The following is a 13,759-nucleotide window of genomic DNA, read 5'->3' on the forward strand; positions in this document are numbered from 1 at the left end:
TCAGTGCAGGAACTCGCGCACGCCCTCGGCGTTGCGCGCGTTCAGCACGTCGTCGGTCTCGGTCCACCCGCGTCGAGCGGTGTGGACGCCGTACCGGACGTTCGCGTACTCGGGCGGGGAGTGAGCGTCGGTGTCGATGGCGATAGTCGCGCCCTCCTCGACGGCCTGCTTGACCGCGCTCCCCCACAAATCGAGGCGGTGTGGGTTGCTGTTGATTTCGAGCGCGGTGTCGTTCTCGGCGGCGACGCGGGCCACTGTGTCCACGTCTAGTTCGAGACCGGGGCGTTGGTGTATCATCCGGCCGCTCGGATGGCCGATGATATCGACGCTCGGGTGTTCGGCGGCCGCGACGAGGCGGTCGGTCCCGTCGCCCTCCAGTTTGCTGTGGGGGGAGGCGACCACGCAGTCGAGGTCCGCCAGCAGGTCGTCGGCGACGCTGATTTCGCCGTCGGCGGCGATGTTGGCCTCGACGCCCGCGAAGACGGTCACGGGGAGGTCCTCGGCGATGGCTCGAATCTCGGCCAGTTGCTCGCGCAACTCCTCGTCGTCCAGTCCGACGCCGCCGACCATCCCCGGTCCGGTCGCGTGGTCCGAGACGCAGATGTAGTCGTGACCGAACTCGGCGGCGGCCTCGGCCATCTCCGCAATCGTGAACCCGCCGTCGGACCAGTGGGTGTGGAGGTGGAGGTCGCCACGAATCTCGCCGTCTTCCACGAGGTCCGGCAGGGCGTCGGCGGCCGCGGCGTCGATTTCGCCTCGGTCCTCGCGCATCTCCGGTTCGACGTAGGGCAGGCCGAGCGCGTCGTACATGCCCTCCTCGGTCTCGCCCGCGACGCGCTCGCCGACGCGCTGGCCCGCGTCCGGGTCGTCTACCCCGCTCACGTCGAAGACGCCGTACTCGTTGACCTTGAACTCGCGCTCGATGGCGTAGTTGCGCAGGCGGATGTTGTGTTCCTTGCTCCCGGTGAAGTACTGGAGCGCGCTCCCGAACTCGTCGGGGACGACGACGCGCAAATCGACGCGCTGGCCGTCCGAGCGTACGCTGGCCTTGTCGGTCCCGGCCTCGATTACCTCGTCGGCGTTCTCCCAGTCGGTGAACGCGTCGATGACAGCCTCCCGGTCGTCGCTTCCGACCAGCACGTCGATGTCGCCGATGGTCGGCTTCCAGCGTCGTAGCGACCCGGCGAGTTCGCACCGGCCCGCCTCCGGAATCGCCTCGAAGAAGTCGAGGGCGGCCTCGCCGACCGGTCGGGCGTCGCCCAGCAGTTCCCGGCCTTGAGACTGGCGGGCGAACTCGATGCCCTCCAAGATGTTCTGCTCGGTCTTCTCGCCGAACCCCGACACGTCTCGAATCTCCTCCTCGCGGGCGGCGCGTTCGAGGTCGTCCAAGTCCCGCACGTCGAGCGCCCGGTAGAGGTCCCCGACCGTCTTCGGGCCGACGCCCTCGACGCTGGTGAGTTCGGCCATCTCGACGGGCATCTCGGCGCGCTTCTCCTCCAGTTGCTCGAAGGTGCCGGTCTCGACGGCCTCCACGACCTTCTCGGAGATGGACTCGCCCACGTCCTGAATCCGCTGGACCGCCTCGGGTCCCTCGGCGGCCAATTCTTCGATATCCTCCGGGGAGTCGCGGATGCTCTCGGCAGCCCGCTCGTACACCTTCGGCTTGTAATCGACGCCTTGGGCGGCCAGCAGGTCGGCGTACGCTTCGAGTAAGTCGGCGATTTCGGCGTTTCGTGACATAGCTCTATAATCGTCCGCGACTGCTGGCGTCTTCCCGGCCGAGCGCCTGCTTGAGGAACGACACCCACCGCTTCTGGTCGGCGGCCTCTTGGGCCTCGCTCTCGCGTTCGAGGTCGGTCGGCCCGAGGCTTTCGAGGGCGTTGAGCGCCCGGTCGATGCCGACGACGGCGGCCACGAGGTCCTCGCCTTCGTCGTAGGTGATGTCGCCCTCCTCCAGTCGCTGCCTGCGCTGGAGGCGTTCCCGGCGGAGGTTCTTCTTGGCCTCGTCAACCCGGTCGCGCTCGCCCGCGGGAATCGTGTCGCGGCGCTTTATCTCGAAGACGAACTCCCGGAGATTTAGCTCCTCGCCCTGCACGTCGATGGTCTCGGGAATCGTCGCGCCGACCGTCGCGCCCTCGCGCTCGACGCGCTCCAGCAGTTGCTTGCGCTCGTACTCCTTCACGGCTACTCCTCGGGTCGCCACCGACAAAAATTCGCCGGGAATCGCGGGTCGAACGTCCCGCGACGCGCCGGACCGGCCGACGCGGGTCGCCTCGAACGCCACTCGATGACGCGCCGTCACAGATACGGGCGACGACTGCCGGGGGATGCACTCGGGAAATAATCGCGGGGTGGCGCTATGATTCGATTCAAAGCATAGGTAGGTGCAGTGTTTACGGGGGTGCATGAAGAAGCCCGGAGAGGTGTTCGCGGACGCGAGCGTCTACGACCCCGGTATCGAGGCCATCGTCCCGCGATACGACGAACTCCACGACACCATCCTCAACGCACCGCCACACGACCGCGACGAACCCGTCAGCGTCCTCGAACTCGGCGCTGGGACCGGCGAACTCACGAGTAAACTCCTCACGCGGTTCCCCGAGAGCGAGGTGCTGGTCGTGGACCACAGCGACCAGATGCTCGCGCAGGCCGAGCGCAAACTGGAGACGTTCGGCGACCGGGTGGCTCTCGAATCGGGAGCCTTCCCCGACGACTACCCGCAGGCCGAGGAGCGATACGATCTCGTGGTCTCCTCGCTCGCGGTCCACCACTTGGACGAGGAGGGCAAACGCGACCTCTTCGACGCCATCTACGACTCGCTCGCGCCCGGCGGGTGGTTCGTCAACGGCGACGTGGTGCGGTTCGACGCGCCCCACCTCGAAACCCTCTCGGAGGAGATGATACAGAACTGGGTCCGCTCGAAAGGCTGGGAGGAGTCCGAGTTCATGGACGAGTGGGAGGCCAGCGACGACTACGACGACCCCTCGACGCTGACCGACCAGTTGGTCTGGCTCCGCGAATCCGGTTTCGAGTCGGTCACGTCAATCTGGCAGTACTACAACTTCGCGGTGTACGGCGGCGGAAAACCTTCTTAATCACTAAATTATTATAAAATAATATATTTGTATAAGGGATTAAGAAAAATACATATTTAACGAGGTTGTCTAACCAAATATGAGGAGAAGACAAATCCTCAAGAAAAGTGGTGTCGGAATTGCAACTGCTATTGTGGGTTCGTCCACTGTGTCAGCAAGAGATGAATCCCCACCCGGAATGGAAGAAACCGGAATAAAGAAGCCCGTAAAAAACTCTTACACAAAGGGAAAATCGAACAAGCACACAACCTCTTGGAGAAACACAACGTCCCGAACTCACGAAAAAAGACGGTCTCATTTCACGCACAGAAGAAAAACGAGTCCTCTGGGGATGTGTCCACAGAAAAGATCTACCTTGACCCGGATGAAAGTTCCTCCGAGATGAGCCAAACTATCTCGAAGGTCAATGATACGGACGATTACTACTCGTTCCTCTATCTGAATTTGGACGTCGCGGGTAATGCAAATCTTGATGGACCCGGTCCCGACGATGGCCTTTCAATCTCGTATAGTGACGTCGCATATCGAACTCTTCCTGATACAGTTGGTTCCTCTCAATACGTCACTACTGGGGACTCCGACACCAACCAGTACGGAGCAAAAGGTCGGTTCAATGATGATACGTTGGGAAGCCGCAACGAGGCGTGGCTTGAGCTTGAGATGGATACTCGGAGTGGTTACAGCGGTGAGACTACCGTGTACGGCGATTACATCCACAATTGGAATCCGGGCGACATCCCTCAGAACCTTGGAGCAACCTACACTCTTAAAGGAGCGGGAACACTCGCAATCTCTGTTACAGGAACGGTCAATAAGTATCGTGCTGAGAGTTATGTATACCAAACTGTGTAATTCGGTCTACTGAGTATTCCTTTTTTAGATTTTGTACTCCACGCTAGATTGCACCGCTGAAGACCCAAATCCCTTTCAGGTCCCGCCCCAAAGACTCCCCCAATGGCGCAGTGCGACGAGTGTGGCGAACACGAGAACATGCCGTACAAGTGCCGACGCTGTGGCGGCACCTACTGTTCGTCCCATCGACTGCCGGAGAGTCACGACTGTCCGGGGCTGAACCAGTGGGACGACCCGGAGGGCGTGTTCGACAGCGGGTTCGACGACAGCGTGAACGACCGCGGTGGGTCCGGAAGCATCTCCGACCGCATCGGCGTGAACACGGGACCGGGCGGCCCGCTGGGCTACTTCCGGAACAACATGACGTTCGTGTTCCTCGGACTGATGTGGGTCACATTCGCTTTACAGTGGCTCGTCTTGCTCACCGCTCCGGGTCTTCACGACACGTTGTTCGTCCTTCAGTCTAATCACATTCCACGAGTCTGGACGTGGCTAACTTCCGTGTTCAGCCATAGTCCAGTCAACTTCTTCCACATTGCCTTCAACTCCATCGTGCTGTACTTCTTCGGCCCGGTGGTCGAGCGCCGCATCGGGACCAAGAAGTTCGTCGCGCTGTTCCTCGTCGCCGGGATGGCGGCGGGACTCGCGCAGGTCGGCGTCTCGGCCATCATGTCGCCGGGCGTCGTGAGCGGCGTGGTCGGCGCGAGCGGTGCCATCGCCGCAATCTTGGGCGTGCTGACCGTCCTGAACCCGAACCTGACCATCTACCTCTACTTCATCCTCCCGATGCCGCTGTGGCTGGCGACGATGCTGTTCGTCGGCTACTCGGTGTTCGTCTCCGCGACCGGCGGCATCGGCGCTGGCGGCGTCGCCCAACTGGCCCACCTCGCGGGCGTCGGCATCGGACTGGCCTACGGCGCGAAACTCAAACGCGAGGGCGAGCGCGCCCCGCAGGAACTCCAACTCGGCGGTGGCGGCGGACCGGGCGGTCCCGGCAGGGGGCCGGGCGGTCCGGGCGGACGATTCTAAACCCTCGCGCTCCTCTCTTCTCTCATGACGCCAGTTCGTCCCGAGTTCACGCCGGACTCCTCGCTCTCGCGCGCCGAGATGGAACAGCTTCAGCGCGACCTCGCCGCGGAGGCCGTCTTCGAAGACGACCTCGGCTTCGACCCGATCGCGATTTCCGCGACCGCGAGCGATTCGACCCAGACGACCCTCGGCGGCTCGGTATCTGAAAACGAGAGCGCCGCGCCCGTCGTCGCGGGCGTGGACCAAGCGTTCGCCGCCGACGGCCAGCAAGCCGTCAGCGCCATCGTCGTCTCGCGGGGCGGCGAGGTTATCGAGCGCGTCCACGCGGTCGAACCGACCGAGATACCCTACATCCCCGGCCTGCTCTCGTTCCGCGAGGGCGGAGCCATCCTCTCGGCGTTCGAGGAGCTAACCGCCGACCCGGACCTCGCGGTCGTGGACGGGAGCGGGCGCATCCACTTCCGGCAGGCCGGAATCGCCACCCACATCGGGGTCATGCTCGATTTGCCCGCAATCGGGGTCGCCAAGAACCTCCTGTGCGGGACTCCTCGGGAATCGCTGGACGGCTACCTGCGGGAAGGCGAGCGCGTCGCCATCGAGGCCGACGACGGCGTGACCGCGCCCGCGGGGACCGTCATCGGCCACGCCTACCAGTCCCGCCAGTACGACACCCCCGAGAAGCGCCACGTCAACCCCCTCTACGTGAGTCCGGGCCACCGCGTGAGCGCCGCCACCGCGACCGACATCGTGGGTCTCCTCTGTGCGGGCTACAAACTCCCGGAGCCGACCCGCCTCGCCGACCAGTTCGCCGACGAGGTGAAGGCGGAGGTCAGCGATTGAGGCCGCGACGCTCGACTCGCTGTCCCGGTCGTGGTAAAACGTAACACTCTCGAAGCCGTCACGACGCCGCGAAGCGGCGAAATTTAACTGTTTGCGCCGCGACAGTGGAAGCGTGACCGAAACCGTTCTCATCACTGGTTGCTCGTCGGGTATCGGGCGCGAGACGGCCCACGCCTTCCTCGAAGACGGGTGGGAAGTGTACGCGACCGCCCGGAACCCCGCCGACGTGGAGGCGCTCGGCGAGGCCGGGGCCAACATCGCCTCGCTCGACGTGACCGACGAAGACGACGTGGAGCGCGTGGTCGAGCGCATGATAGACGAGGAGGGCCGCGTGGACTGCCTCGTGAACAACGCGGGGTACGCCCAACTCGGCCCGGTCGAAGACGTGCCCGTCGAGAGCGTCGAAGACCAGTTCGAAGTGAACGTCTACGGCCCGCACCGACTCGCCCGCGAGGTCCTGCCCCACATGCGCGAGCGACAGACCGGCACCATCGTCAACGTCTCCAGCGTCGCGGGGCGACTCGCCACGCCCGGCATGGGCATCTACAACGGCTCGAAGTTCGCCGTCGAGGGTATCAGCGACGCGCTCCGGCCCGAGGTCTCCGAGTACGGCATCGACGTGGTGCTGGTCGAACCCGGCCCAGTTGACACCGCGTTCGTGGAGCGCGCGAGCGACGAGATAGACGGACTGGAGCGGTCGGGCGCTTACGAGACGCTCTACTCGATTCTGGACGACACCGAAGCCATCGGCGGCGGCGGTCCCGGCGCAGTCGCGCCCCGCGAGGTCGCCGAGACAATTCTCGACGCCGCGAACCTGACCGACCCCGCCGACCGCTACCCCGTCGGCCAAGTGGCGAAGATAGCGATGCTCGGACGGTTCGTGCCCGCGAAGTTGCGCGACAAGTTCTACCGACTCGCGTTCTCGCTGGTGTCGAAAGTGAACTGAGGCGACCGACGACGCGGCTCTACTCGGAACTACTCCGAAAACAGTTCTTTCGCCTGCCGGTAGATGGGCGACCCGAGCCAATCCCTATCGGTAGCGATTTGCTCCAGTTTCCGAGTGGCCTCCTCCCGAGTGTAGACCTCTCGCTTGACGAGTGCTTTTAGCACGAGAGGCGAAATAGCGACGGTTCCGGGAACGAGCGGCTTCAGTTCGGGCAACGCTCGAAAGTCGTCGGTGACGAGAAAGTCCGCGTCTTCCTTCCGAGCGAGCGTGACGCAGGTCCCTTCACCGGCGTCGATTCGGGAGGTCTCGAACTCCGGACTCGAAACCGTACGCACCGTCAACGCTTCTCGCCGAGCGAGTACGGTTTCGGCGGCCTCGCCGGACGGGTCGTCGTAGTCGGCCGTCTCTTTCAGTTCCTCCACGACGACTTCGGTGGTGAATACGTCGAACTCGCCGAGAACGACAGCGAGCGCGTCCGCCGTGGCGAGCGAAACCAACGCGCTCGTATCTGCGACGATCATCTACAGGTCGGCGAGTTCGTCGGCGAGTTCGTCACCGCGGTCGAGGAGGTCCTTGGACGCGCTGACGGCTTCGGCGTCCTGACGCCCGACGAACTCGACTAACGTGTCGAAGCTAATCTGGTCGTCGAGGTAGAGGTTGACGACGGCTTCCTTGAACTTCTCGTCGTCTTCGACCTCTCGAAGGTACTCTCCGAGCGCCTCTTTGACGATCTCGGTCCGGTTCTTGTGGGTGATTTCGGCGGCCACGTCCGCCTTTTCGAGCAAGTCGTCGGGAAGTCGGAAGTTGACGCGAGTCGTCCCCATCGGTCGATTCCTCTGTGTACACGTCGTGTGTACAGAGAGTTAAACTTTTTCAGCGCCCCGCTACTCCAGACAGTTCGCCACGAGCGCCAGCATGCGCTCGCCGCGTACCTCGTCGGCCAGCAGAGGCACGCGCTTCACGTCGTGACCGCGGAAGACCTCCTGTGCTTCCGCCAATGCACCCTGTTGTACGTCCCACCGCCGCTGGCAGAACTCGCAGGTGTCGAGGTTCGGCGAGACGAAGGCGTCGGTGTCGGTGCCTCCACCGCCCGCCACGTCGGTCAGGTCCTCCATCACCTTGTTGACGACGACGGTCCCGACCGGGACGCCGAACTCCGAGAGCTGACCGAGGAGCCGTTTGGACTCGAAGACACTCATCTCCTCGGGGACCATCACGACTCGGAAGTCGGTCTGGCTCGGGTCGCGCAGGGTCGCGCGCAGTCGCTCGATGCGCTCGCTCAGTTCTTCGAGGTCGTCGAGTCCCTGCTCGGGGTCGGCCTCCTCGCCGCCGAACATCCCCTTCATCCCCTCCATCATGCCCTCGAACTTCTGTTTGAGTTGCATGATGCGCCCGACCACCGTGTCCATCAGTTCGGGCAGTTCGAGGAGCCGAAGGGTGTGGCCGGTCGGCGCGGTGTCCACGACCACGCGGTCGAACCGCGGGTCGTCCATGAACTCCAAGAGCTTCTGCATCGCGGCGGTCTCGTCCGCGCCGGGCATCGGCCCGCCGAGCATCGCGTCCATCGGGTTGTCGCCGCCGAGGAGGTCGCCGAGACCGCCCATCGGCCCGGACTGGTCGCCGCTCGTCGGTCCGGACTGGCCGTTCGTCGGTCCCGCGTTCGGCCCGCCGACGCCCGCGTCGGCCTCCTCGCCACCCGCTCCGCCCGCAGCCCCGCCGAGCATCGTCTCGCCCGCCTCCATCGCGGCCTCGGGGTCTATCTCCGCGGCGTAGAGGGGCACGTCCTCCCGGATGCGCTCTGGGTCGGCCGGAATCTCGGTCTCGAAGGTGTCCGACAGCGAGTGGGCGGGGTCGGTCGAGACCACCAGCGTCGCGGTGCCGTCGCGGGCGCTCGCCAGCCCCGTCGCGGCCGCCATCGTGGTCTTACCGACGCCGCCTTTCCCCCCGTAGAGGACGTACTCGGGCGCGTCCACGCCCTCCGGCAGGTCGGCCTCGTCGATGCGTTCGACCGGCTCCACGTCGAGTTCGCTCATTGCCGAGGGGTAGTCAGTCGGGACTTGTGTACTCGTCGGTCCCGAGCGTCGTGAGAATTGAACTGTGGCGACTCCTTGTCGAGGAGCAACGGCGAAGTCGAACGAAAGGGAGCGACTACCGACAGCACGGCAAGCGCCGACAGCACGACGAACAGCACTATCGCCGATGCCTATCAGACCGCCACTGCATAGCACCGTCCCGCACAGCCCTGTCCCGCACCGTCCCGCACAGCCCTGTCCCGCACCGTCCCGCACAGCCCTGTCCCGCACCGTCCCGCACAGCCCTGTCCCGCACCGTCCCGCACAGCCCTGTCCCGCACCGTCCCGCACAGCCCTGTCCCGCACCGTCCCGCACAGCCCTGTCCCGCACCGTCCCGCACAGCCCTGTCCCGCACCGTCCCGCACAGCCCTGTCCCGCACCGTCCCGCACAGCCCTGTCCCGCACCGTCCCGCACAGCCCTGTCCCGCACCGCCCCGCACCGCAGACCGCGCCCCGTGCCTCCCCGCTTCCGCACTCGGCCGCGCAGAACCGCGAGCGCGGCCGAGCGCGCGGCGCATCCCGTGGTCCGTGAAGATTCGCTCGCTCCGTGGTCCGTGAAGACTACTCGCCCCGGAGGTCGGCCACGTCGCGCCGGGAGGCCGCCAGCACCTCGTCGGGAGCCAGTTCCACCTCGCGCCACGCCGGGAGTCGTCGGTCGTCGCCCGGCGGCGCGACCGCCTCGGCGTAGCGGTCCACCTGCTCGCGCTCCTCGGCCCGGTCGTAGTCGAGGCCGTTGAACCCCGCGTCGGCGGCGTACTGGTCGAGGAACTCCTCGGCGGTCTCCCGGTAACGTTCCGGTAGCGTGTCGTAGTCGGGCGCGACGCCGTGGGACTCGACCGCCCGGAGGAGCGCGGTCCCGACGTGGCGGCTCATGTCCGAGAGTCCGGTCGGTCCCGACACCGCCCGGTGGTCGTGTTCGTAGCGCCCGAGGTCTACCTGCGCGGTCTCCTCGAACCCGGCGTGGCCGAACGCCTCGCCCAAGGTACCGACCTCCAGCCCCCAGTGGCGTTCGACCCGGAGCGAGGTCACGAGGTCGTCGGTCGCGGCGAACTCCCCGGCCAGCGCGTACCGGAACGCCCCGAGGTAGTCGAGTATCGCCGCGTCGGGGGTAGCGTCCGCCAGCGCCCGTACCAGCGGCGCGTAGAAGAGCCGACAGAGCCGCCCGTAGAGCTTCCCGTTCTCGACGCGGGCGTAGTAGCCCTTCGCGAACTCGTAGCCCGACGCGAGCGGGTAGAGCAGTCGCGCCACGTCCGCGGCCTCGTAGGTCTTGGCGTCGGCGTCGTGGACCACCACGAACTCCCGGCGCGCGGCGGCGACCCCCAGCGCCAGCCACACGTCCCGCCCCTTCCCGGCCTCGCCGTCGAGGCCCCGGTCGGCCAGCAGGTCGGTCACGCCCGGTCCGTTACACCAGACGACCGACAACGGCAGGTCGAAGCCGTCGAGCCAGTCCAAGAACGGCCCGACCTTCTCGGGGGGCGCGCGGAGGGGCACGACGACTTCGCCGGGGGCGACCGCCTCCAACTCCGAGAGGACGCGCTCGGCGGCGAGTCCGGCGTACTCGCGCTCGGTCATCGGCACGACCACCGCGGCGCGGTCGGTCGGCGCGTCCGGCACGTGTCCCGTCAGGTCGTGGAGGGTAGCGACTCGCTCCTGTCCGTACTCCATCGGCCGGGGGTTAGGACGGAGGGGTTGAAAACCCCCGGAAACGCACGCGGCGTGCCGTCGCCGACCCCCGAATATATAATTCGGCCTACTAGTAGCGAAAATATGATGCGCTCGGGGCGGGTCCAGTCGGTCATGGATTCCGAATCACCGTCTGCTCTCACCGACGGCCTCAGAACCAACGTCGGCGACGGTTTGCGGACCGTCGCCGTCGGGCGGGTTCCCGAAGAGGAGTACGACGTGACGTACATGCGGTCGGACATAGACGACCTGTACACCGACGAGATGCGGGAGAACATTCTCGAAGAGATCGTTCTCGAACACATCGCGGAGGCGCGAAAAGAGGGACTGTTCCCGCCGCTCGGGGCGCTGGAGTACACGATTCGGGTCTTCGAGGAGGGAATCAACCTCGTGGGGTGGACCGACGAGACGGCCGTGTTCGTCGGTCTCGACGCCGACCCGGAACTGATCGCCCCGGCGGTCGCCGCCTGTCGCCGCGAACTCTAATCTCCTCGCGCCACGCTCGGGTCCCGACCACCGGCCGGGAGCGAGTCGGTCGCGTAGAGGACGACCAGCACTGCCAGCACCACGACCAACACGCCGCCGAACGTCCGGAAGATGGTGTCGTAGGCGAACCCCGCGTCCACCAGCGTCCCGACGGCGACGCTCCCGGTCGCCTGCACTATCATCATCGACCCGCTGTACAGCGAGTAGGCGCTCGCGCGGTTCTCGTCGGGGAGCGAGTCGAGCAGGTAGGTGTCGAGCGCGGGAAAGAGGCTGTGGATGACGTAGCCCAGTATCGCCGTGACGACCGCGAGTGCGACCAGTCCCTGCACGACGGTCAGCGCGAACAGGCAGGCGACGAACGCGGCCAGAATCGACAGCATCAGGGGCACGTGGGGCAGTCGGTCGGCGAGTCGTCCCGTGAGCCAGAAGGCGGGCACGCCAGCCGCGAACACGACCGTCAGGAGGGTGTTGGCGGTTGCCGGGTCCACGGCCTTCGTCGCCGTGACGTACTTGATGTAGAAGTTGAACAACCCCTGCCAGACGAATCCGGTCAACCCGAGGATGGCGACGCCGCTGACGATGATGGGCCACTGCTTGCGCGCCGCGTCCAACAGCGCCCGGTCCTCGGACCCCGCGTCGGGCAGGTCGGTCCGCTTGGCGGTCCAGTAGAACACCGCGGTCGCGGTCGCCGCGACGAGGGCGACGACGACGAATACGCCGCGCCACGGCGCGAACGGGACGGTCCCGAACGCCCCGCGCCAGAGGCTCGCGGTCAGGACCGCGCCGACGAACAGCGGCGCGGCGACCGCGGCGAGTTGGCTCGCGGTACCGTGAATCCCGAGCGTCCGGCCGACTCGCTCGGGGTAGAGTTCCGAGATGAGCGGGTTCGCGGCGATGAAGTACGCGCCGCTGGCGACGCCCATCAGGAACGCGCCGACGCCGAGGACGACCACCGAGTTCGCGAACGCGATGAACGTCGCCGCGCCGGTCAGGACCGCTCCGGCCCCGAGGACGACCTTGTGGCGCTCGACGCGGGTCAGCAGGTAGCCGGTCGGGATTCGAGGAGTCGCGCTCCCCAACCACGCCAGCGTCGCTATCAGCCCCGCCGTCGAGGCCGAGAGCGCGAACGCCGCCGACAGCGGTTCCAACAGCGGCGCGAACACCACCCGACCGAGGTTGACGAGAAACACCATCGAACACATCGACAGGAAGACCCGACCACGTGACACACACGAGGCTACTTCGAGGGCACAGTCAAACCTTCCGAATCCGGCGCGTCGGCCCCCAAACTTTTGATTCTTCTCGTCGTAGCTGTCGGGCCATGAAATCAATTCGTCGCGGGCTCTGGGACGGCGAAGTCGGCAAGGACGCCCGCGGCCGGTTCTCGTGTCGCATCTGCCGCGAGTCGCTGACGCCCTCCGAGTCGGCGGTGGCGGGTGAACCGTCGGTGTCGAGTGAATCGGCCGTGTCCGGCGATTCGCCGGACGCGGCCGACGCCGTGGACGCCGGTGAGTCGCCGGAAACCGACGGGGAAATCCGGTCCTGCCCGGAGTGCGGTCGGGCGTGGCGAGCGACCGCGCCGCGCTGGCGGACGACCGGCGGGTAGGCGACGACGGGCCGCCGGCTCACTCGAACACCGCGTCGAAGGCGTCCGCGCCGAGCGGGTCGAACCGACCCGCCTCGACGTTCTCCTCGACGTGTTCCGGGCGGCTCATCCCCACGAGCGAGGAGGTCACGCCGGGCGCGCTCCGGGCGAAGTTGATGGCGCGCTGGACCGTCGTGTCGCCCGCCAGTCGCTCGCTCACGTCGTCGGGAATCTCGCTGGCCAACTCGCCCTGCGCGATGCTGGCGCTGGTGAAGACGTTCAGGCCCGCCTCGTGGGCGAACCAGAGCGCGCTCTGCGGTCCCTCGGGGCCTTCCTGCGCTTCGACGGTGAACGCATCGGCCATGAAGACGTTGAATGGCAACTGAATCGCGCGGAGGTGGGTCGCGGTGTTCTCGGCGGCCTTGGCGGCCTTCCGGGCGCGCGAGACGATTTCGGGGAGCGAGAGGTACTGGTCGTCGGCTTCGGGAACGCGGAAGGCGTTCCACGTCGCCACGCCGTACTTCGAGATGTCGCCCTCGGCGGCGCGCTCTTCGAGGCGCGTGAAGGTGGCTTCGAGTTGGTCGTACACTTCTTCGCGCGAGTTCGCGTGGAGTTGCGTCTCGGGGTTGTGGACGTAGTAGAGGTCGATTTCGTCCACGCCGAGGTTGTCGAGCGACCGGTCTAGCTGGTCGTCGATGAAGTCGGGCGCGATGCAGTGACTTCCGCGGGCTAACTCCTCGCGCTCGATTAGCCCGGAGTCCACGAACTCGCGCTTGACGTACTCGCCGGGGTTCTCCGGGCGGGTCTCCTCGAAGGGGACGAACCCGCCCTTCGTGGCGACGAAGACGGCTTCGCGGTCAACGTCGGCCTCCTCGATTGCTTGCCCGACCGCGCGCTCGCTCCGCTGGCACCGGTAGTTGATGGCCGTGTCCACGACGTTGACGCCGCTTTCCAGCGCAGTGGCGATAGCGTCGCGGTACCGCGAATCCACTGCGTCGGTCGGGTCGCGGAGGTACGTCCCGACTCCGAGCGACGAGATGGCGAGACCATCGAACAGCCGGAAGTAGGTCCGGCCGAAGTCGTCGCCGTGCTGAAGTTTGTACTCGTAGGTGCCGTCGTCGGTGGCCATGTCCGGACGTAGCGGTTCCGTCGGGATAAGAACGGAGGGTT

The 13,759-nt window shown here is 66.0% G+C and carries 15 protein-coding genes; 7 read left to right on the plus strand and 8 right to left on the minus strand.

The features are described 5' to 3' along the window. Together polX and EPL00_RS04255 are read right to left on the minus strand one after the other, a co-directional pair. Nucleotides 1-1,740 carry a DNA polymerase/3'-5' exonuclease PolX gene (gene polX / locus EPL00_RS04250; protein ID WP_135851670.1) on the minus strand — a complete coding sequence of 580 codons (1,740 nt, stop codon included), beginning with the start codon at nt 1,738-1,740 and terminating at the stop codon, nt 1-3. A 4-nt stretch (nt 1,741-1,744) separates the two neighbouring features. Continuing rightward, nucleotides 1,745-2,182, minus strand: coding sequence for a DUF5788 family protein (locus EPL00_RS04255; RefSeq protein ID WP_135851669.1), 438 nt, complete (start codon nt 2,180-2,182; stop codon nt 1,745-1,747). A 223-nt stretch (nt 2,183-2,405) separates the two neighbouring features. Here EPL00_RS04255 and EPL00_RS04260 point away from each other — a divergent pair, with 223 nt between their 5' ends. The 5 genes from EPL00_RS04260 (at nt 2,406) to EPL00_RS04280 (ending at nt 6,762) form a co-directional block, all read left to right on the plus strand. Further along, nucleotides 2,406-3,095, plus strand: a complete 690-nt coding sequence (locus tag EPL00_RS04260; protein WP_135851668.1) for a class I SAM-dependent methyltransferase — start codon at nt 2,406-2,408, stop codon at nt 3,093-3,095. A gap of 252 nt (nt 3,096-3,347) precedes the next feature. Then, entirely contained in the window at nt 3,348-3,947 is a 600-nt protein-coding gene (locus EPL00_RS04265; protein ID WP_135851667.1) for a hypothetical protein, read from the plus strand. A gap of 102 nt (nt 3,948-4,049) precedes the next feature. Then, nucleotides 4,050-4,976 carry a rhomboid family intramembrane serine protease gene (locus EPL00_RS04270; protein ID WP_135851666.1) on the plus strand — a complete coding sequence of 309 codons (927 nt, stop codon included), beginning with the start codon at nt 4,050-4,052 and terminating at the stop codon, nt 4,974-4,976. Nucleotides 4,977-5,000: 24 nt separating this feature from the next. After that, nucleotides 5,001-5,816 (plus strand): endonuclease V, encoded by an 816-nt coding sequence (locus EPL00_RS04275; RefSeq protein ID WP_135851665.1) that lies wholly within the window; start codon nt 5,001-5,003, stop codon nt 5,814-5,816. Nucleotides 5,817-5,928: 112 nt separating this feature from the next. Beyond that, a complete protein-coding gene (locus tag EPL00_RS04280) occupies nt 5,929-6,762 on the plus strand; it encodes an SDR family oxidoreductase (protein ID WP_135851664.1) in 834 nt (277 codons plus the stop codon). Between the two features lie 29 nt (nt 6,763-6,791). Here the strand turns inward: EPL00_RS04280 and EPL00_RS04285 are convergent, their stop codons facing one another. The 4 genes from EPL00_RS04285 to EPL00_RS04300 form a co-directional block, all read right to left on the minus strand. Then, nucleotides 6,792-7,283 carry a hypothetical protein gene (locus EPL00_RS04285; protein ID WP_135851663.1) on the minus strand — a complete coding sequence of 164 codons (492 nt, stop codon included), beginning with the start codon at nt 7,281-7,283 and terminating at the stop codon, nt 6,792-6,794. Continuing rightward, entirely contained in the window at nt 7,284-7,586 is a 303-nt protein-coding gene (locus tag EPL00_RS04290) for a CopG family ribbon-helix-helix protein (RefSeq protein ID WP_135851662.1), read from the minus strand. Between the two features lie 60 nt (nt 7,587-7,646). After that, complete coding sequence (locus EPL00_RS04295; RefSeq protein ID WP_135851661.1) at nt 7,647-8,795, minus strand: ArsA family ATPase; 1,149 nt, start codon at nt 8,793-8,795, stop codon at nt 7,647-7,649. A 601-nt stretch (nt 8,796-9,396) separates the two neighbouring features. After that, on the minus strand, nt 9,397-10,500 hold the full coding sequence (locus EPL00_RS04300; protein ID WP_135851660.1) for a glycosyltransferase family protein: 1,104 nt from the start codon (nt 10,498-10,500) through the stop codon (nt 9,397-9,399). A gap of 132 nt (nt 10,501-10,632) precedes the next feature. Here EPL00_RS04300 and EPL00_RS04305 point away from each other — a divergent pair, with 132 nt between their 5' ends. Continuing rightward, nucleotides 10,633-11,004 (plus strand): DUF7522 family protein, encoded by a 372-nt coding sequence (locus EPL00_RS04305; protein ID WP_135851659.1) that lies wholly within the window; start codon nt 10,633-10,635, stop codon nt 11,002-11,004. On the opposite strand, the gene EPL00_RS04310 is transcribed toward EPL00_RS04305, so the two are convergent. Continuing rightward, on the minus strand, nt 11,001-12,197 hold the full coding sequence (locus tag EPL00_RS04310; RefSeq protein ID WP_135852470.1) for an MFS transporter: 1,197 nt from the start codon (nt 12,195-12,197) through the stop codon (nt 11,001-11,003). The two genes, EPL00_RS04305 and EPL00_RS04310, sit on opposite strands and share 4 nt — an antisense overlap. A 128-nt stretch (nt 12,198-12,325) precedes the next feature. Between EPL00_RS04310 and EPL00_RS04315 the strand changes: the two genes are divergently transcribed. After that, on the plus strand, nt 12,326-12,610 hold the full coding sequence (locus EPL00_RS04315) for a hypothetical protein (RefSeq protein WP_135851658.1): 285 nt from the start codon (nt 12,326-12,328) through the stop codon (nt 12,608-12,610). Between the two features lie 19 nt (nt 12,611-12,629). Here EPL00_RS04315 and EPL00_RS04320 read toward each other — a convergent pair whose 3' ends face one another. Then, entirely contained in the window at nt 12,630-13,718 is a 1,089-nt protein-coding gene (locus EPL00_RS04320) for an aldo/keto reductase (protein WP_135851657.1), read from the minus strand. Between the last annotated feature and the right edge of the window lie 41 nt (nt 13,719-13,759).

It is taken from the genome of Halorussus salinus (assembly GCF_004765815.2).
In the GTDB taxonomy this organism is placed as follows: domain Archaea; phylum Halobacteriota; class Halobacteria; order Halobacteriales; family Haladaptataceae; genus Halorussus; species Halorussus salinus.